Genomic DNA, 17,633 nt, shown 5'->3' on the forward strand with positions numbered 1-17,633 from the left:
AAAGCAAATAAAACAGAAGGGGGCTTTCTTTCTGACGGCCATGTTAAAATATCGCCCTTATTGAAAAGGATTAAATGATGGAAGCAACTGTCTATCTTGAAGACAACGAATACATCGCGTTGTGCGATTTATTGAAATTGGCCGGCCTTGCCGAAAGCGGCGGACAGGCAAAAGCGTTTATCGCCGAAGGGCTGGTGTTGCGTAACGGCGAAACTGAAACCCGTAAAACCGCCAAAATACGCGGCGGCGAAGTGATTGAGTTTGACGGTGCACGCTTGGAAATTGCCGATGGATACGACCCTGAAGAATAAAGCCGAAGCCATCTTGGGCGAGCCGTTGTTAGGCGAACCCGTCCGCCCCGAGTCGTGGGAATGTTGCGGCAGCGAGTGCGGCGATGCCTGTATTCAGACAATGTATTGGGCGGAAAAAGCCCGATATGATGCGCAACAGCGAAAATTGAAAGAAGCAGGTTGGACGGATGGCGAAGATGAGGCAAAGGCCGTCTGAAAAAGGTTTAGTTGAATAACACCATGCTTTTTAAGAATTTTCACTGATACGTCGTTGTTTTTAGTTTGCGATAAGAAAATAAAAAAAACGCAATAAAAAAGGGCATGTGGATACATACCCTTTGAAAGTAAGATAGAAAACGGCATTATCGAAAAACAAATGACGGAATAAGATTTGCGGTTGGTCAACTTATCTTATTCCGCCTTGTTTTACAATCACTCAGGCGATGTTTCGCCTGCAAGATTTTCGATTTCTTCGCGATGCGCGTCAAACCATAAGCCGACCACTTGATTGACTTCGTCCATGCCTTGTTTTTTCAGGCTGGAGAACAGTTGAACGCTGATTTTTTGACGCTCGGTGTAGGGCTTGAGTGATTTTTTTACCGTCGCTAAAGTTTTAATCTGGTCGTTTTTAGACAGCTTGTCTGCTTTTGACAGCAGGATATGCACAGGACGACCGGTGATGTGGAAAAAGTCCAGCATTTGAATGTCTAAAGCTTTGAGCGGATGGCGCGAGTCCATAATCAAAATCAGGCCGATCAATTGGCGGCGTTGTTGCAGGTAGTCGCCCAAGAGTTTGACCCAGTGCGCACGGATGGCCTCCGGTACTTGCGCGTAGCCGTAGCCGGGCAAATCGACCATGAAATTGCCGTTTTCCAGTTCAAAGAAATTGATGTGTTGGGTGCGGCCCGGTGTTTTGGAAACATAGGCAAGGCGCACATGATTAGTTAAAGTATTGATGGCGCTAGATTTGCCGGCATTGCTTCGGCCAACAAAGGCAATCTCGGCCGGCGTGTCGGGCAGGTCTTTCAAATGGTTGACCGTTGTAAAGAATTTGGCGTTTTGAAAAAGGTTCATCAGTATTTCCTTGCATGGAAACAAAACTGCAACATCATAATTTGTATCGGGCATTTATGTTGCAGCAGTTTGGTAATTTGAGTAGTAATTTAATGTAAACTTGGTATAGAATAGCACGTTTATAGAATTATCGGTTTTAATCGGGAAAATTCCCCGGTATTTGAGTATAAAAAAGGCATTGACGCGGTACGCAATGCTGTAATCAGGAGCACTCCATGAAACGATTGACTTTATTGGCCTTGGTATTGGCTGCCGGTGCGGTTTCCGCTGCCCCTAAAGCAGATGCTGAAAAAGGCAAACAGGTAGCGACTACTATCTGTGCGGCGTGTCACGCAGCCGATGGTAACAGCGGTATCGCAACTTATCCTAAACTGGCAGGTCAGTTTGCGGCCTACACCTACGGTCAAACCATGGCCATCAAAGACGGTACCCGTACCCACGGTGCTGCCGGCGTGATGAAACCGATGGTGATGAACTTGTCCGAACAAGACATCCGCGACGCTGCCGCCTACTACGCCAAACAACAAGGCAAACCGGGCGAAGCCAATCCTAAAGAAAACCCAGAGCTGGGCGCGAAAATCTATCGCGGCGGCCTGAGCGCTAAAAAACTGCCGGCATGTATGTCTTGCCACGGTCCTAGCGGCGCAGGTATCCCTGGCGGCGGTACTGAAATCCAAGCCTATCCTCGTCTGGGCGGCCAACACAAAGCTTACGTTGTTGAGCAAATGAAAGCTTACCAATCCGGCCAACGCAAAAACGCCATCATGGCCGATATTGCCAACCGCCTGAGCGAAGAAGAGTTGAATGCAGTAGCCAACTTCATCCAAGGTTTGCACTAATTTCGTTTTGAAACGAGCTTATTGATACAGGCCGTCTGAAAACCCTTCAGACGGCCTTAGCCAATATAGGCCGATAAGCCTGATTGTTTTTTTCAAATAGCGACGGCAAGATTTTTACTGCAATATGCAGTATTCTTCCTTTCGCATCACACGTCATAGCAGTCCGTTCCATCAATCGGGTTGCCCCAAGCCGACATTTGAGATATGAGTAAATCTTCATCATCCGTCCCACTCATCCGTAGACCGTGGTTTGCCTTTTTCAGCTCCATGCGTTTTGCCGTTGCCCTGCTCAGCCTGTTGGGCGTGGCTTCGATTATCGGTACGGTCTTGCAGCAAAACCAGCCGCAAGTCGATTATTTGGTGAAATTCGGCCCGTTTTGGTCGCAGATTTTCGGCTTTTTGGGTCTGTACGACGTGTACGCCTCGGCGTGGTTCGTTGTCATCATGATGTTTTTGGTGGTTTCCACCGGATTGTGCTTGATTCGCAATGTTCCGCCGTTTTTGCGCGAGATTCGTTCCTTCCGTGAAAACGCGAAGGAAAAATCGCTGGCGGCAATGCGCCATTCCATCGTTTTAGACGGACAGGTGACGCCCGAAGTCGCACAACGGTATTTGGAAGTGCAGGGCTACGGCTGTAAAACCGTTACGCGTGAAGACGGTTCGGTTTTGGTGGCGGCGAAAAAAGGTGCGATGAACAAATGGGGCTATATCTTTGCCCATGCCGCGCTGATTGTGATTTGTTTGGGCGGTTTGATAGACAGCAATATTCTGCTGAAAATCGGTATGCTTACCGGCCGGGTCGTGCCGGACAATACGGCGGTTTACGCCAAAGACTTTAAGCCCGAAAGCGTGTTGGGTACGTCTAATTTGTCGTTTAGGGGCAATGTCAATATTTCGGAAGGTCAGAGCGCGGACGTGGTATTTCTGAATGCGGATAACGGCATGCTCGTGCAAGACTTGCCGTTTTCGGTCAAATTGAAGAAATTCCATATTGATTTTTACGATACCGGTATGCCGCGCGATTTCGCCAGCGACTTGGAAGTTACGGACAAGGCAACCGGCAAAGTCAGCGAACACACCATCCGCGTCAACCATCCTTTGACGCTGCACGGTATTACGGTTTATCAGGCAAGTTTCGCCGACGGCGGCTCTGATTTGACGTTTAAAGCGTGGAATCTGGCTGATGCCGATCGTACTCCGGTCAAACTCAAAGCAACTTCTATGCGCGAGTTTCCGCTGGATTTGGGCAAGGCTTCTTATAAGCTGGAATTTGACCAGTTTACTTCGATGAACGTCGAAGACATGAGCGAGCCGTCTGAAAAAGAGCAAAACCTGAAATCCGCCATCAATGATGTTCGCTCCGTCCGTCAAGAAGGCAAAAAATACACCAATATCGGCCCATCTATCGTTTACCGCATCCGCGACAAAGCAGGGCAGGCGGTCGAATATAAAAACTATATGTTGCCGGTAAAACAAGATGAAGACTATTTCTTCATTACCGGCACACGCAGCGGCTTGGCGCAGCAATACCGCTGGTTGCGCATTCCGATGGATAAAAACGGCCAAATCGATACCTTTATGGCTTTGCGCCAATATTTGAAAGACGACGCGGCACGCCGTAAAACCGTTGCCAACGCCGTCAAAGGCGCGCCTGCCGAAATCCGTGAACAATTCATGGCGGCGGCGGAAAACACCTTGTCGATTTTTGCCAAAGGCGGCTATTTGGCTTTGGACGAATTTGTTACCACCAACATTCCCAAAGATCAGCAGGAAAAAATGCAGGGCTATTTCTACGAGATGCTCTATGGCGTGATGAACGCCGCTTTGGAAGACACGATCAGTACATACAACCTGCCGGCTTGGCCGCAAGACGAAAAGCGCAACCGCTTCCTGCTGCATGCAATGGACGCGTACACCGGTTTGACCGAGTATCCTGCGCCGATGTTGCTGCAATTGGACGGCTATTCCGAAGTGCGCTCTTCCGGATTGCAGATGACCCGTTCGCCGGGGGAATTCTTGGTGTATTTGGGTTCGGTATTGCTGGTGTTGGGCACGGTATTTATGTTCTATATCCGTGAAAAACGTGCTTGGCTGCTGTTTTCAGACGGCCGTATCCGTTTTGCCATGTCTTCCAGCCGCAACGAACGCGACTTGCAGAAAGAATTTCCGCAACACACACGGCAATTGCAGCAGCTTGCCAAGGATTTGAACCATGAATAACAAACATCAGGCCTTGCCCGAGCATGAGCTTCTGACACACAAATCATTTATCCGAAACCTCAACCTCTTCGACTGGGCATTCGCACTGCTGATTGCCATCGGTGCGTTTATTGCCCAAACCCAAGCCGGTCTGCACATGGACATCTACGAAATGGTGATTTTGTGGGCGAGTGCCGGTATTGCCGTTTTTCTGGGTTGGTTTTTCAAACCGATGCGCTGGTTTATCCCTGTGGGTGTGTGCCTGGCGTATTTTGCCGTTGATTTGTATGGCGGCGATATCAAACGTGCAGACGGCTTCTTGCTCAAATACCTGTTAAGCAGCCAGTCGGCGATTATGTGGCAATGCGCGTTTGTGTTCTTTGCCTTGTTTGCTTATATCGTCGGCGCGATAGCGGCGGTGCGCAAAAATGTGCCGTCCAATACGCTTTTGGGCATGGGTACCGTGTTTGCGTGGGTCTCCGCGATGGCGGGCTTTGTCGGTTTGCTGGTGCGCTGGCATGAAAGCTATCTGCTGCGTCCCGATGCCGGCCATATTCCGGTCTCCAACCTTTACGAAGTATTCATCTTGTTCTTGGTCATTACGGCGCTGATGTACCTCTATTACGAAGGCCGTTTTGCCGTACAAAAACTGGGTGGCTTCGTCTTCAGCTTTATGGCAATTGTGGTCGGATTTGTCTTATGGTACAGCGTTTCACGCGAGGCTCATGCCATTCAGCCGCTGATTCCGGCTTTGCAGTCTTGGTGGATGAAAATCCATGTTCCGGCCAACTTTATCGGCTACGGTGCATTCTGTATCGCCGCCATGCTGGGTATTGCCGAACTGCTAGCGCTCAGAAAAGAAGATGCAGGCAAAAAATCATGGCTGCCGCACTCGCAAGTCATTGAAGAAGTCATGTACAAAGCGATTGCCGTCGGTTTCTTGTTCTTCACGATTGCCACCATTCTCGGCGCATTGTGGGCAGCCTCTGCGTGGGGTCGCTATTGGAGCTGGGACCCGAAAGAAACTTGGGCATTCATCGTTTGGCTGAATTACGCTATCTGGTTGCATTTGCGGCTGGTGGCAGGCTGGCGCGGCAGGGTGTTGGCTTGGTGGGCGGTCATCGGCCTGGTCATTACCGCCTTTGCCTTTATCGGCGTGAATATGTTCTTGAGCGGCCTGCATTCTTACGGCACTTTGTAAGCAGCTTATCCCGCACTTTATTTCAGACGGCCTTTTTCCGTTTTCGGAGAAAACGCCGTCTGAATCGTTTTTAATCATTTTTTCAGACGGCCTCAAACCATGTTGGTATTAGGAATTGAATCATCTTGCGACGAAACCGGCGTTGCGCTCTACGATACCGAGCGCGGCCTGTTGGCGCATCATTTGCATACACAAATGGCGATGCACGCCGAATACGGCGGCGTTGTCCCCGAATTGGCCAGCCGCGACCATATCCGCCGTGTCGTGCCGTTGACGCAAGGTTGCTTGAAGGAAGCAGGCGTAGGCTATGCCGATATTGACGCAGTTGCCTTTACGCAAGGCCCGGGTTTGGGAGGTGCATTGCTGGCCGGTTCAGGCTTCGCCAATGCGTTGGCATTTGCCATCGGCAAGCCCGTTATCCCCGTTCACCATCTTGAAGGCCATTTGCTCTCGCCTTTGTTGGCAGATGATAAGCCTGAATTTCCATTTGTCGCTTTGCTGGTGTCGGGCGGACATACGCAATTTATGGCTGTACGCGGTATCGGCGATTACACCTTGCTGGGTGAAAGCGTGGATGATGCGGCAGGCGAGGCGTTTGATAAAACGGCCAAGCTGTTGGGTTTGCCTTATCCCGGCGGTGCCAAATTATCCGAGTTGGCCAAACTCGGCACGCCTGATGCCTTCACATTCCCACGCCCCATGCTCCATTCGCACGATTTGCAGATGAGCTTTTCCGGTTTGAAAACAGCCGTTTTGACCGCTGTCGAAAAAGTCCGTGCCGAAACTGGCAACGATGAAATTCCCGAACAGACGCGCAACGACATTTGCCGCGCTTTCCAAGATGCGGTGGTTGACGTATTGGCGGCCAAAGCCAAAAAAGCGTTGTTGGATACCGGCTTCAGAACTTTGGTGGTTGCCGGCGGTGTGGGTGCAAACTGGAAACTGCGTGATAAATTCTCACGCTTAACCGTTAAAATGCCGTCTGAAAAAGGCAAACCCAAACCGCAGGAAGAAAAAATCAATGTTTATTTCCCACTGATGGCATACTGTACCGACAACGGTGCAATGATTGCCTTTGCCGGTGCGATGCGTCTTGCCGAGCGTCAGGCTGTCGGCGCATTCAATGTCAAACCGCGCTGGCCGCTGTCGGATATTGTGAAGCAAGGTTGATGCATTAGACTGCTTCGATGCAATGAAAGGCCATCTGAAAACCTGAAGACAGGGTTTTCAGATGGCCTTTAATGAAACGGATGTTTGCGGTAAAACTTCATTCAAAAAGATGAGTAATTTTTTCATCCGTTTTTTCTACAATATTAACTTTGATTGATTGCAAAAGGCCGTCTGAAATGACGAATTTATCCAAAGGTTTGCTGGCTGCGATAGCGTCCAATTTGTTGTTTTCCATGCTGTTTCTGTACGGTATGTGGATGCGGCCGATGACGGGGACGGAGGTGTTTGCCTGGCGCATGGTCGCCATGCTGTCGGCTTTGTGCGTTCTGATGACGATGGTCAACGGTTGGCAGGCGGCAACGCGTTTTGCTTATGGCGTCGGCCGGGATTGGAAACGATGGCTGCTGATTGTATTGCCGACGCCGATATTTGCCAGCCAGTTGTGGCTGTTTGTCTGGGGGCCGGTCAATGGGGAAGGGGTAAACATTGCTATGGGTTATTTCCTGTTTCCTTTGGCAATGATGCTGGGCGGACGGATTTGGTTTAAAGAGCGTTTGAACCGGTTGCAGAGGGTGGCGGTAATCTTGGCGTGTGCAGGCGTGGCATGTGAATTGGTGCGGTCGGGCGCGTTTTCGTGGACGACTGTATGGGTGTTCGGTACTTATCCGTTTTATTATCTGCTGCGTCGAAAACTGGGCGTGCCTTCTTTAATCGGTCTGACCTTTGATTTAATGATGATTACGCCGTTTGCGTTGGCGTATATTGTGCTGGCAACGGATACGCCGGCGATGATTGCGGCCAAACCGGTTTTAATCTTTTTTATTGTGTTGCTGGGTTTTAATAGTGCAATATCCATGCAGTTGAATTTGAAGGCGAATCAGTTACTGCCGGTTGCAGTGTTCGGCATGTTGAGCTATTTGGAACCTGTATTGCTCTTTATCGTGTCGATTGTATGGCTGGGCGAGCCGGTGCAAAAAGGCGCATTGATCGGCTACGGATTGATTTGGTCGGGATTGTGCGTGATGATTGTCAATGGCTTGTTGGGAATGAAGAAAGAAAAGAAATTGGCTAAAGCTTGATGATAGATTGAGGCCGTCTGAAAAATGGGTTGACCAATATTTTCAGACGGCCTTTGATATTGAAAGGGATGTATCGGATACGCCTCTTTTGTTTTACCAACTTTGGACGATACAGTCGGCTTCTTGCAGGCGTTCGACGGTGCCGACGTCCAACCAAAGGCCGGTGTGGTGTTCGCCGCTGATTTGGCTTTGGCTCATGGCCTGACGCAACAGCGGGGCAAGTTTGGCAGCCTGGTGCGCCGGGGTATCTTTGAAAAGCGCGGGATGATAAACGCCCACGCCGCTGAAAGTCAGGGCCTGGCCGTCTGAGGATGATGCGGATACCAGGCTGTCTGAAAGCAGGCCGAAGTCGCCTTCGGGATGATGGGGTGGATTGTCCACCAGCCACAAATGGGCGAGAAGGTTGTGTTCCTGCATGCGCTGGGCAGCCAGTTGTGCAGCTTGGAAATCAATGTCGGTCAACACGTCGCCATTGACGACCAAAAACGGCTCGTTGCCCAAAAGCGGCAGGGCGGTGGCAATGCCTCCGGCAGTTTCCAGGCCTCCGGCACGCTCGGGAGAATAGGCAATGTGTACGCCGTAGGCTGAACCGTCTTTCAAGGTGTCTTCGATTTGCTGGCCAAGCCAGGCATGGTTGATGACGATTTCAGTAAAGCCGGCCTGCTGCAGGCGGCGCAAGTGCCAGCCGATAAGCGGCGTGCCTGCTACTTCGAGTAAGGGTTTGGGCGTGTGGTCGGTCAGCGGGCGCATGCGTTCGCCGCGACCGGCGGCCAATATCATTGCTTTCATGGGTGTGCCTATAATGTGTGAAACAGAAAAAGTCTCAGGCCGTCTGAAAAAATGAAACCGATGTTTCAGACGGCCTGAGACCTTTATTTATGCCAAAGATTTGAATTGCCTACGGAAATACAGCAATGCCGGCGCTTGCGCGTCGGTATTGCGGATTTCGTTGATCTGAACGAAAAAGACGTAATGCGTGCCGATTTCGCGTTGATCGACAATGCTGCCATGCAGGTGCGCCAGCGCACCTTCGACTTCGAGCTGTCCGGTTTGCCCCCTATGCCAAATATGGTATTCAAAGCGTTCTTCGGGCGAGAGGTCGGTCAGTCCGGCAAAGTGTTCGGCGACATCCTGCTGGCTGTCGTTGAGTGTGTTGATGCACAAATCACGGTTGCCTTGCAGGATGGGAATGATGGCGGATTGGCGGTTGATGCACAGCATGACCGTCGGCGGCTCGTCGGTAACGGCAGTTACGGCAGTCATGGTAATGCCATAGCGTCCCGCTTTGCCGTCTGTCGTGATGACGTGTACGCCGGCGGCACAGGAGGCCATGGCATCTCGAAATGGTCTCTTGAGTGTGTGTGTTGAGTCTGTCATCCGGCTTTCTTTATTTTAATGCCTGTTCGATTTTTGCCAGCTCTGCCAAGAGTTCTTTGAGTTGTGCCATTTTTTCTTTGGACAAAACTTTTTCAATCGCATCGTAGCGTTCGTCAACCAATGCGCCGGTGGATTCATAGAGTTTCTCACCTTCGGGCGTCAGTTTCAGGTAAACACGGCGTTGGTCGTTGGAAGGCTTCAGACGAACGGCCAAACCTGCTTTTTCCAGGCGGGTCAGAATGCCGGTCAGGCTGGGGCGAAGGATGCAGGCCTGATTGGCCAAATCTTGAAAGTCGAGTGTGCCGTTTTCCGCTAAGAGCCGGATGATACGCCATTGCTGGTCAGTAATATTGGCTTGGTTCAGAATAGGGCGGAATTGGGTCATCAATGCTTCCCGTGCCTGAATCAGACCGATATTGATAGATGCATGTTTAGATTGGTTGGGCATTACTAAGTCTCCGGTGTTATCAAAAATCAAACCGTTGAAGCGTGAGGTAGATTGATAAAGGCGAATATTGCTGTTTTAAGGCTGCCGTCGGCAGCCGGGTCATGGGAACAAAAGCATCACTGCCACAATATTAGATGAAGATCTCTAACAGTTTGTTTTGATAATAATGTTTCCAATTGTTCTTATGGTTATATCTTAGTCTATTTTCTTTATAATCTCAACAAAATCATATGTTATTGGGAAAGAGATAGTTTATTTATTTATGAAGTGGAATTGGTTGAATATATTCAGGTGAAATTATTCTTTAAATTTTCTATTTTTAGTGGATTTTCAATGAATTTAGCTGAAGATATTTGCCAAGTAAATTCTGATTTTTAAGCCGATATAACTGGAAATTCCGGATGTGTGATGAATCATTTTGCCATCTTTTAATATGATAATGGTCGGTGTGACGGCTATATTCCATTTTTGAGCCATCAGGTCGTCTGAATCATTGAAGTTTGGAAAGGATAGATTGTTTTGTTGCATATGGTGGGCAATGTCCGCGTCGCTTCCGGAGCGCAAGGCTACGCCCAGTGTTGGGATATTGTCTTGGTGCAGCTTTTCTATGGTTGATGATGTGTATGAGCAAATACGACACCAGCTACCCCAAAAGTAAACAACAGCAACACGGTTCTGGCTGAAGGATTGGAGGGAAGTGGTTTGGCCATTGGTTAGAGTGAGGGTTTGCGCTGCTGATTGTAAGGGTTGGTCGGGTTTGCGTACCCAGTCGACAATCAAGGAGAGCAAAATGAAAATAATCACGGCCTGAAGCAATGATTTGGCGTAGTGGAGCAGGGTTTTCGTCATGTATTGTGCCATGAAAAAAGATTGAATGATTGTTTGATAAATGAAAAAAGCCTTGCAGAGCAAGGCTTTTGATTCGATTCTGAAAACGTATTAACGTTTGGAGAATTGTTTTGCGCGACGTGCTTTGCGCAAACCTGGTTTTTTACGTTCAACTTCACGAGCATCACGAGTAACGAAGCCTGCTTGAGACAGGGCTGGTTTCAGGGCTGCATCGAAGTCGATCAGGGCGCGGGTGATGCCGTGACGGATGGCGCCGGATTGACCGGTTTCGCCACCACCGGTTACGTTAACTTTGATGTCGAAAGATTCGGCATTTTCAGTCAGAACCAGAGGTTGACGTACAACCATGCGGCTGGTTTCACGTGCGAAGAATTCGTCAACGGGGCGGCCGTTTACGATGATTTGGCCGGTACCTTTAGTCAAGAATACACGAGCCACTGAACTTTTGCGGCGGCCTGTGCCGTAGTAGTATTTACCGTTCATGTCGTGTCCTTATTATTTCAGTTCCAAAACTTTAGGTTGTTGTGCAGCGTGGCCGTGTTCGGCGCCAGCGTACACTTTCAGTTTTTTGATCATGGCGTAGCCCAGAGGACCTTTAGGTAACATGCCTTTTACGGCTTGTTCCAAAGCGCGGCCTGGGAATTGCTCTTGCATTTCGCGGAAGGTACGCTCGTAGATGCCGCCTGGGAAACCAGAGTGACGGAAGTATTTTTTGTCTTCGAATTTAGCACCGGTCACGCGCAGTTTGTCTGCGTTGATGACGATGATGTAATCGCCGGTATCAACGTGAGGGGTGTATTCGGGTTTGTGTTTGCCGCGCAGACGGTGTGCGACTTCGGCTGCGACACGACCCAGAACTTTGTCTTCTGCGTCAATGACGAACCATTCGCGCTTCACCTCGTGGGGTTTTGCAGAGAAGGTTTTCATGGTTGGAATCCAGATATATATAGAAAGTTATGGATTTTAAAGAGGAGATTGGCTTTTGTCAATCTTAATTGAGTGTGTTTGATGCATGAATATGCGGTTTTTTCAGACGGCCGGAAATCTTTACGAAAGTCTTTACTTGGAAAGGGAAAAGCCACACCTGTCGGCATGGCTTTTTTTAGGGAATCCCCACGAGTGCCGTTTAGGCTGAATCCGCTTGAACCTTGCTGACAAGGCGGTCACCTCGGGTAGTTTCGGGTGCGTCCGATAAACGGACGCTCGCGCCCACTACAGCTCCCGGTAACCTAAAGCGAACGTATTGGTTCAAAGGAATATATGCCTTCGCGAACACCGCAGGGAAAAGGGGAAAATCAGTTTTGTTCCAAGCGCGCCAGTGCTTTTTGGCACGCGTTGTTCATGTCGGTTATTTTACGCTCAAATTCACCGATTGCCAAATCGTCGTTGAGAGTGGTTTTCAAGAGGTCGTGTACGACGTTGAGGGCTGCCATGACGACAATTTTGTCTGTGCCGACGATGCGGCCGCTTTCTTTAATCGCATCGCTTTTCTTGTTGAGCATTTCAACGGCTTGCAGAAGGGTGGCTTTTTCTTCACTCGGCGTGTTGATGGTGAAGTTGACATTCATGATGTCGAGATTGACTTGTTCGATACTCACGGGGCGTCCTTTTATTGTTGTGTTTCTTGGGGCAATCGGGCAATGAGGCTGCGGATTTGGTCTGCACTTTGGGCCAGCGCGTTGCGGTAGTTTTCTTTTTCGGCAGTCAGGTTGTCAATTTTGCTTTGCAGGTCTTCTTTGAGTTTGCCGACTTGAACCAGCAAGGCTTCGCTGAGTTCGTCAATGGCCGCATCGTGTTGGCGTTTTTGTTGCTCTTGCTCGAGTTTGAGTCTGTCGATTTCTTCGTTGAGACGGCGGTTTTCTGAAACCAGCGTTTCAAATTTTTGGACAAGTTGGTAAACGTTGATTTCCAGATTGTTCAGTGATTGGTTCATGTGTTTCCCTTCAGACGGCCTTATGGCCGTCATATTGTGCGTCAGGCCGTCTGAATGGCAGACGGCGCGACCGTTTATTCGAAGCGCGCGCTTCGTTCCATCAGTCGTTCAACAACTTGCTGCGGGGTCATTTCTTTGCGGATGAGTTGCAGCAGGGTTTGAGTGATGGGCATATCGATTTGGTATTTGGCGGCGGTGTTGAAGACTTCTTCAATGGTGCTGACGCCTTCGGAAACGTGGCCGATTTCAACAAGCACTTGATGCAACTCTTTGCCTTCTGCGAGGCCGAGGCCGACGCGGCGGTTGCGTGAGAGTGCGCCGGTACAGGTCAGGATAAGGTCGCCGATGCCTGCCAAACCCATCATGGTTTTGGGTTGTGCGCCCATGGCGATGGCAAGGCGGGTGATTTCGGCAAGGCCGCGTGTCACTAAGGCTGCGCGTGCGTTGAGGCCGTATTCGAGGCCGTCTGAAAGGCCGGTGGCAATTGCCATGACGTTTTTAACGGCACCGCCCACTGCAACACCGATGACGTCGGTGCTGCCGTACAGACGCATTACGTTGGTGTTCAGTTGGGCAGTGGTTTCCTCCACCCAGTCTTTGTTTTCGGAAGCAAGCACGACGGCGCAAGGCAGTTGGGCTGCAAGTTCTTGGGCAAAGCTCGGACCTGAGAGAACGCCGATTTTTTTATTGTTAGGCAGGACTTCTTTCAGTACTTGGAAAGTCAGAAGACCGGTATCTTGTTCAAAACCTTTGCAGGCGGCGAGAACGGGAATATCGGCGGCGTTATGCTGTTTGAGCAGCTCGGCGCTGCTTCTGAGTCCGGCTACGGAGGTGACGATCAGGGCAAGTTGGCTGTCTTTCAGCGCTTCGCCCAAATCGGCGTGAACGGTCAGGGGCTCAGGGAAAGGGAAGCCGGGCAGGCCGCGTTTGTTTTCGCGATCTGCTTGCAGGGTGCGGATTTGGTCGGGATTGCGTGTCCAAAGGGCAACTTCATTGTTGTGGTGCGCAAAGTGCAACGCGAGAGCTGTACCCCACGAACCTGCGCCGATGACGGTAATTTTCATGTTTCTCTTCCATATGGGAACGGGGCTTACTTTAAAACAAACGGCTTTGGGGTGCAAGGGCGGCGTTTGTGAAAAATTTTTTGTGCCGTTTAAAAAGCCTTAGGCCGTCTGAAAGTTCAGACGGCCTGCTTCGGTTTATGATTTATTGTTACCGGAATGGTAGGCATCGTAGGCGTAGTAGTCGTAGCTGTTGTTGGCTTCGCGCTTCATGCCGTTGAGGACGACACCTTTGATGTTGATGTGGTTTTGTTTGAGGCGTTCGACGCTGGCCTCAAGCTCTCGTGCACGCGTGTGCGCATAACGGCTGATCATCAGGACGGTGCCTGCATGTTGGCCGATGATGACGGCGTCGGTCACGGCCAATACGGGCGGCGTGTCCAAGATGACGTAATCGTAGCGTTGGCGCGCGTGGGCGAGCAATTCGTTGAAACGGTTGTCCATCAAAAGCTCGGACGGATTGCTAGGATAGCTGCCGCTGCTGATGAGGTGGAGGTTTTCAATGCCGGTCTCTTGTACAGCTTTGGCCGGAGCCGCTTTGCCGCTTAGGATGTCAGACAAGCCGAACTCGGGGGTAAGGCCGAAGAGTCGGTCGAGGTAGCCTTTGCGCATATCGGTATCGATAAGCAGGACGCGTTTGCCCGATTGCGCCATTACGGCGGCGAGGTTGGCGGAGATAAAGGACTTGCCTGCCTCAGGCGAGGCACCGGTAATCATGAGGACGTTGTTAGGCGCGTCCAGCATGGAAAAGTAGATATTGGTGCGCAGGGCGCGGATGGCTTCGACTGCCGTGTCGGCACGGTCTTCGCTGGCCAGCAGATAGTTGGAACGGCCGCCGGTTTTCTTGAATTTGCTTTTGAAGAAGTCGCGTTTTTGCTGGGTTTTGGAGTGCGGAACAAGAGCGACGACTTCCAAATTGAGGTTTTCGATTTCTTCAGATGAAGTAATGCCGTTTTTCATGCGGTTGCGAATCATCAGCCACAAAGCGGTCAATGAGCCTGCGGCAAGTGCGCTCAGGAGCGTGATGACGGTTTTGCGCGGTGCAACGGGGTTTTCAGGGACATAGGCATAATCGACGATGCGGACATTACCTTGCGCACTGGCTTTCATGATGTTGAGTTCTTGTTGTTTGCTCAACAGTTGGACGTAGGTTGCTTGGTTGGTTTCTACGTCACGGGTCAGGCGGATAACTTCTTGTTGGGTGTTCGGCAACTCGGCGATTTGTTGGTTGATTTTGTTTTTAGCGCGCTCGAGAACGGAGAGTTTGTCCAATACGGCTTTATAGGAAGGGTGTTCCGGCGTGTACAACTCGGCCAAACCTGCTTCTTCGGTTTTGAGCAGGGTAATTTGGGTTTCGATGCCGGTCAGGCTTTCCAATGCGCCTTTGGACTCGAGCGGGATGTCGAGGGAACCTGATTGTTGGCGGTAGGCATTGAGTTTGTTTTCAGCATCTTGCAAGGTTTCTTTCAAGCGTGGCAATTCTTCGCTGATGAAAGCCAATCCGCTGGATGCAACTTGGACGTCGCGTTCGCGATTTTGCGCAACGTAGTTGTCGGCAATGCTGTTGAGGATGACGCTGGTACGTTTAGGGTCGGTGCCGGTAAAGGTAAGGTTGATGATGGGGCTGGTTTTACCTTTGCTGATGACCGCCAGTTTGTTTTGGATGTTTTCGATGGCGCTGATGCGGGAGAACTTGGTTAACGCAAATTCTTGACCCGGGTTGGCCAGGATTTGATCGATTTTGAGGGTGGTTTGATTGTTGATTTTCAGAGGCACTCCGACCTTACCTTCGACAACGCGTTTGTCAGGCAGGGTAAGGGTATAGGCTTTGTTGCTCTTGGCGGTCAGCGTGAAGGTTTTGTTGAACCATTCGTCTTGTACGGTAAAGCTGCCGACGGTCAGTTTGGGATCGGGGTCGCCGCTGATGTTGTGCATCAGGCTGCCGATAACGGGTGTGTATTTGGCTTTGACTTCTTGGTCAAGCTGAAGGTCGTCAACGGTTTTACCCAGCACCAGGCGTGATTGAACCAACTCGACTTCTGCTTCAGACGGCGTGGTTTGGTTGTTGAAGATGCTGTTGATTTCAGTCAGGATTTGGTTTTGTCGCGTTTCAATTTCCAGCATGGCGTCGGCACGGTATTGCGGAGTGGATGCCAGGCTGAAGGCTGCGCCAAGAATACCGCCTGCAAGCAGGGCGGCGAGGATTTTGTATTTATTTGTCCAAATTACTCGCAGCTGTTGGCCGAAGTCGATTTCGTCGTTGTCTGCGCTGTAAGGTGTGTAGGTCGTTTTTTTCATTGCTTGCTTTCTTGTTCATGCCGGTTTTATACCGGTTGAGTTTTTCCGTGTAGTTTGGTTTTCCAAGTGTCTGCGGCAGTATTGAGCTGTTCAAAAACGGCTTCAAACATTTCACTGCTTTGTTTGTATGGGTCAGGTACGGTTTTTTTAGGCAACCATTGGGCAAACAGCATGGTTTTGCTGCGTGCCGGCGGATGGATGTCGGCCACCATGTCGATTTGACAGGGCTCCATGACGAGAATCAAATCGGCCTGTTCGCACATTGGGGCGGTCAGTTGGCGTGCCGTATGGCCTGCAACGATAACGCCGTGTTTGAGTGCGGTTTTGATGGCTTGGAAATCGGCATCCTTACCTGCCAGTGCTTTTATGCCGGCGCTGCTGATGCGGCGGCCGGGTAGTTTTTTCTGCATGATCCGCTCTGCGGTGGGGGAGCGGCAGATGTTGCCTAGGCAGACGATGAGTATGTTGTGGTACATGATATTGTTTCGGTTTATGGTCTGAAAAAAGCGTGAGTCAGACTATAAGGTACTGCTTTTCCGTTTGTGCGGTGTGTACGGCTTTTATATGCCGTTTATGTAATTTGGTCGGATTGTGCGTGATTTTGTATCCTGCTGTCAAACAAGGGTCTGACAGCAGGAATCACTGCTTATTTAAACGTATTGTCGAGGGTGTTGACGTTGCTGATGGAGTTTGTAATTTGTGACATTACGCGGTTCCAGCGGGTAACCGGGGCGGCGGTAACGTAAACGGTGTCTTCCGAACGCAGTTTGAATTCGCTGCCCAGTGCGTAAGAGGTCGCATCTTTCAGGTTGAGCTGGTAGATGTGGATAGGTTTGGCCGCATCTTCAGGTACGCGGCGGATCACGAATACACCGGTTGCATCCGCATAGGCTTGGTTCATGCCGCCCACTTCGCCAAGCGCTTGGGTCAGGTTGAGACCGTGGTTGCCGATCGGCAGGGTGGCTTGTTTGCCGACTTCACCCATGATGTAGATTTTGTTGTTGCTGCTGTTAGGAACGTAAACGATGTCGCCATGGCTGAGGAGATGGTTTTGCGACATATCGCCGTATTGCAGCATGTCTTGTAGGGAAATGGTGCGGTCGACGCCATTGTGCGTCCATTTGATGTGTTGGGTGTCGGCGCTTTGGGTAACGCCGCCTGCTTGGTTGATGGCATCCAAAATGGTCATCGGAATATTGGTGATCGGCAGTTGACCTGCTTGGTTGATGGCACCGGATACTGAAATGCGTTGCGAACGGAATTCGGTAACGTTGATGGCTACTTGAGGGTTTTTGATGTAGCGTTTCAGAAGGCTGGTCAGGGTATTTTGCAATTCGTCCAAAGTTTTGCCTTTGGCTTGGATTTTGCCTGCCAACGGGTAAGTGATGTAACCGCCCTCATCCACCCAGGCACCGCGGCTGACTTGGTTGGTTTGCGGATTGCTTTGCTGGATAGGGGAGTTGAGGTCGGAGTGCGCCCAAACCATGATATTGAGGACGTCGCCGCTGCCGATGCGGTAGCGGTAAGCGCTTTTGCTTTGCTCCAAACCTTGGTTGTTTTGGGAAAGTACAGGCGGCTTGCGCATTTTTTCAATCAGGTTGGGCGTGATGGGGTAAACGGCAACGCGGCTGTCGAGGTTGGTATCGGCGGCGGTGTCGTTGTCGGTGTAAACAATGGTTTTGGTTCGGGTTTTGATGGTCGAACCGGGAATGACAGTCGTGCTGTTGCAGGCAGCCAGTGCGAATAGAGTAAGCAGGGAGAGCGTCTTTTTCATGTAGTAGTCCTTGCGGGATGGTGTCCGGGCCGTCTGAAAAT

20 protein-coding genes and 1 other RNA gene are annotated in these 17,633 nt (G+C 50.5%); 7 read left to right on the forward strand and 14 right to left on the reverse strand.

Features of this window, described 5'->3' with window-relative positions:
• Positions 1-77 precede the first annotated feature (77 nt).
• Together O3681_RS08735 and O3681_RS08740 are read left to right on the forward strand one after the other, a co-directional pair.
• Positions 78-311, forward strand: coding sequence for an RNA-binding S4 domain-containing protein (locus O3681_RS08735; RefSeq protein WP_002221492.1), 234 nt, complete (start codon positions 78-80; stop codon positions 309-311).
• Positions 289-507 carry a hypothetical protein gene (locus O3681_RS08740; protein ID WP_371459766.1) on the forward strand — a complete coding sequence of 73 codons (219 nt, stop codon included), beginning with the start codon at positions 289-291 and terminating at the stop codon, positions 505-507. The genes O3681_RS08735 and O3681_RS08740 overlap by 23 nt, the downstream gene beginning before the upstream one ends.
• A gap of 215 nt (positions 508-722) precedes the next feature.
• On the opposite strand, the gene yihA is transcribed toward O3681_RS08740, so the two are convergent.
• Positions 723-1,364: a ribosome biogenesis GTP-binding protein YihA/YsxC gene (gene yihA, locus O3681_RS08745; RefSeq protein ID WP_371459767.1), complete on the reverse strand. Its 642-nt coding sequence runs from the start codon at positions 1,362-1,364 to the stop codon at positions 723-725.
• A 215-nt stretch (positions 1,365-1,579) separates the two neighbouring features.
• Here yihA and O3681_RS08750 point away from each other — a divergent pair, with 215 nt between their 5' ends.
• From O3681_RS08750 to rarD, 5 genes are all read left to right on the forward strand, one after another.
• Entirely contained in the window at positions 1,580-2,203 is a 624-nt protein-coding gene (locus O3681_RS08750) for a cytochrome c (RefSeq protein ID WP_049322625.1), read from the forward strand.
• 267 nt (positions 2,204-2,470) lie between these two features.
• Positions 2,471-4,423, forward strand: coding sequence for a cytochrome c biogenesis protein ResB (locus tag O3681_RS08755; protein WP_371459876.1), 1,953 nt, complete (start codon positions 2,471-2,473; stop codon positions 4,421-4,423).
• On the forward strand, positions 4,416-5,603 hold the full coding sequence (gene ccsB, locus O3681_RS08760; RefSeq protein ID WP_371459768.1) for a c-type cytochrome biogenesis protein CcsB: 1,188 nt from the start codon (positions 4,416-4,418) through the stop codon (positions 5,601-5,603). The genes O3681_RS08755 and ccsB overlap by 8 nt, the downstream gene beginning before the upstream one ends.
• A gap of 99 nt (positions 5,604-5,702) precedes the next feature.
• The gene (tsaD, locus tag O3681_RS08765; protein WP_371459769.1) at positions 5,703-6,773 is read left to right on the forward strand and encodes a tRNA (adenosine(37)-N6)-threonylcarbamoyltransferase complex transferase subunit TsaD; all 1,071 of its coding nucleotides are present in this window, start codon (positions 5,703-5,705) and stop codon (positions 6,771-6,773) included.
• A gap of 176 nt (positions 6,774-6,949) precedes the next feature.
• Positions 6,950-7,852: an EamA family transporter RarD gene (rarD, locus tag O3681_RS08770; RefSeq protein ID WP_371459770.1), complete on the forward strand. Its 903-nt coding sequence runs from the start codon at positions 6,950-6,952 to the stop codon at positions 7,850-7,852.
• A gap of 93 nt (positions 7,853-7,945) precedes the next feature.
• Here rarD and murU read toward each other — a convergent pair whose 3' ends face one another.
• From murU to O3681_RS08835, 13 genes are all read right to left on the reverse strand, one after another.
• The gene (gene murU, locus O3681_RS08775; RefSeq protein WP_371459771.1) at positions 7,946-8,641 is read right to left on the reverse strand and encodes an N-acetylmuramate alpha-1-phosphate uridylyltransferase MurU; all 696 of its coding nucleotides are present in this window, start codon (positions 8,639-8,641) and stop codon (positions 7,946-7,948) included.
• A gap of 87 nt (positions 8,642-8,728) precedes the next feature.
• Entirely contained in the window at positions 8,729-9,229 is a 501-nt protein-coding gene (hpaC, locus tag O3681_RS08780) for a 4-hydroxyphenylacetate 3-monooxygenase, reductase component (RefSeq protein ID WP_371459772.1), read from the reverse strand.
• A 10-nt stretch (positions 9,230-9,239) separates the two neighbouring features.
• A complete protein-coding gene (hpaR, locus tag O3681_RS08785) occupies positions 9,240-9,677 on the reverse strand; it encodes a homoprotocatechuate degradation operon regulator HpaR (protein ID WP_003681518.1) in 438 nt (145 codons plus the stop codon).
• 339 nt (positions 9,678-10,016) lie between these two features.
• Complete coding sequence (locus tag O3681_RS08790) at positions 10,017-10,526, reverse strand: protein disulfide oxidoreductase (protein ID WP_371459773.1); 510 nt, start codon at positions 10,524-10,526, stop codon at positions 10,017-10,019.
• Positions 10,527-10,616: 90 nt separating this feature from the next.
• The gene (rpsI, locus tag O3681_RS08795) at positions 10,617-11,009 is read right to left on the reverse strand and encodes a 30S ribosomal protein S9 (protein ID WP_003681515.1); all 393 of its coding nucleotides are present in this window, start codon (positions 11,007-11,009) and stop codon (positions 10,617-10,619) included.
• Between the two features lie 12 nt (positions 11,010-11,021).
• A complete protein-coding gene (rplM, locus tag O3681_RS08800) occupies positions 11,022-11,453 on the reverse strand; it encodes a 50S ribosomal protein L13 (protein ID WP_003684605.1) in 432 nt (143 codons plus the stop codon).
• Positions 11,454-11,632: 179 nt separating this feature from the next.
• A non-coding RNA gene (gene ssrS / locus O3681_RS08805) (6S RNA) lies at positions 11,633-11,813 on the reverse strand.
• An 8-nt stretch (positions 11,814-11,821) separates the two neighbouring features.
• Entirely contained in the window at positions 11,822-12,124 is a 303-nt protein-coding gene (locus tag O3681_RS08810; protein ID WP_003681511.1) for a cell division protein ZapA, read from the reverse strand.
• A gap of 11 nt (positions 12,125-12,135) precedes the next feature.
• Positions 12,136-12,459 (reverse strand): hypothetical protein, encoded by a 324-nt coding sequence (locus O3681_RS08815; RefSeq protein WP_036494022.1) that lies wholly within the window; start codon positions 12,457-12,459, stop codon positions 12,136-12,138.
• 74 nt (positions 12,460-12,533) lie between these two features.
• Positions 12,534-13,523, reverse strand: a complete 990-nt coding sequence (locus O3681_RS08820) for an NAD(P)H-dependent glycerol-3-phosphate dehydrogenase (protein WP_293199084.1) — start codon at positions 13,521-13,523, stop codon at positions 12,534-12,536.
• A 135-nt stretch (positions 13,524-13,658) separates the two neighbouring features.
• Entirely contained in the window at positions 13,659-15,818 is a 2,160-nt protein-coding gene (locus O3681_RS08825; RefSeq protein ID WP_107724021.1) for a polysaccharide biosynthesis tyrosine autokinase, read from the reverse strand.
• Between the two features lie 26 nt (positions 15,819-15,844).
• A complete protein-coding gene (locus O3681_RS08830; protein ID WP_107724022.1) occupies positions 15,845-16,294 on the reverse strand; it encodes a low molecular weight protein-tyrosine-phosphatase in 450 nt (149 codons plus the stop codon).
• Positions 16,295-16,464: 170 nt separating this feature from the next.
• Positions 16,465-17,592 carry a polysaccharide export protein gene (locus O3681_RS08835; protein WP_308881671.1) on the reverse strand — a complete coding sequence of 376 codons (1,128 nt, stop codon included), beginning with the start codon at positions 17,590-17,592 and terminating at the stop codon, positions 16,465-16,467.
• Positions 17,593-17,633 lie beyond the last annotated feature (41 nt).

This window comes from Neisseria sp. 27098_8_158, assembly GCF_041433145.1.
In the GTDB taxonomy this organism is placed as follows: domain Bacteria; phylum Pseudomonadota; class Gammaproteobacteria; order Burkholderiales; family Neisseriaceae; genus Neisseria; species Neisseria subflava_E.

Bases quoted from the DNA above. Each gene is read 5' to 3' on its own strand.
- rplM (WP_003684605.1), bottom strand. From the start codon at position 11,453: ATGAAAACCTTCTCTGCAAAACCCCACGAGGTGAAGCGCGAATGGTTC.
- O3681_RS08755 (WP_371459876.1), top strand. From the start codon at position 2,471: ATGCGTTTTGCCGTTGCCCTGCTCAGCCTGTTGGGCGTGGCTTCGATT.
- murU (WP_371459771.1), bottom strand. From the start codon at position 8,641: ATGAAAGCAATGATATTGGCCGCCGGTCGCGGCGAACGCATGCGCCCG.
- O3681_RS08740 (WP_371459766.1), top strand. From the start codon at position 289: ATGGATACGACCCTGAAGAATAAAGCCGAAGCCATCTTGGGCGAGCCG.
- O3681_RS08830 (WP_107724022.1), bottom strand. From the start codon at position 16,294: ATGTACCACAACATACTCATCGTCTGCCTAGGCAACATCTGCCGCTCC.
- yihA (WP_371459767.1), bottom strand. From the start codon at position 1,364: ATGAACCTTTTTCAAAACGCCAAATTCTTTACAACGGTCAACCATTTG.
- hpaC (WP_371459772.1), bottom strand. From the start codon at position 9,229: ATGACAGACTCAACACACACACTCAAGAGACCATTTCGAGATGCCATG.
- O3681_RS08790 (WP_371459773.1), bottom strand. From the start codon at position 10,526: ATGACGAAAACCCTGCTCCACTACGCCAAATCATTGCTTCAGGCCGTG.
- hpaR (WP_003681518.1), bottom strand. From the start codon at position 9,677: ATGCCCAACCAATCTAAACATGCATCTATCAATATCGGTCTGATTCAG.
- O3681_RS08735 (WP_002221492.1), top strand. From the start codon at position 78: ATGGAAGCAACTGTCTATCTTGAAGACAACGAATACATCGCGTTGTGC.
- O3681_RS08835 (WP_308881671.1), bottom strand. From the start codon at position 17,592: ATGAAAAAGACGCTCTCCCTGCTTACTCTATTCGCACTGGCTGCCTGC.
- O3681_RS08820 (WP_293199084.1), bottom strand. From the start codon at position 13,523: ATGAAAATTACCGTCATCGGCGCAGGTTCGTGGGGTACAGCTCTCGCG.
- rarD (WP_371459770.1), top strand. From the start codon at position 6,950: ATGACGAATTTATCCAAAGGTTTGCTGGCTGCGATAGCGTCCAATTTG.
- rpsI (WP_003681515.1), bottom strand. From the start codon at position 11,009: ATGAACGGTAAATACTACTACGGCACAGGCCGCCGCAAAAGTTCAGTG.
- tsaD (WP_371459769.1), top strand. From the start codon at position 5,703: ATGTTGGTATTAGGAATTGAATCATCTTGCGACGAAACCGGCGTTGCG.
- O3681_RS08750 (WP_049322625.1), top strand. From the start codon at position 1,580: ATGAAACGATTGACTTTATTGGCCTTGGTATTGGCTGCCGGTGCGGTT.
- O3681_RS08815 (WP_036494022.1), bottom strand. From the start codon at position 12,459: ATGAACCAATCACTGAACAATCTGGAAATCAACGTTTACCAACTTGTC.
- O3681_RS08825 (WP_107724021.1), bottom strand. From the start codon at position 15,818: ATGAAAAAAACGACCTACACACCTTACAGCGCAGACAACGACGAAATC.
- ccsB (WP_371459768.1), top strand. From the start codon at position 4,416: ATGAATAACAAACATCAGGCCTTGCCCGAGCATGAGCTTCTGACACAC.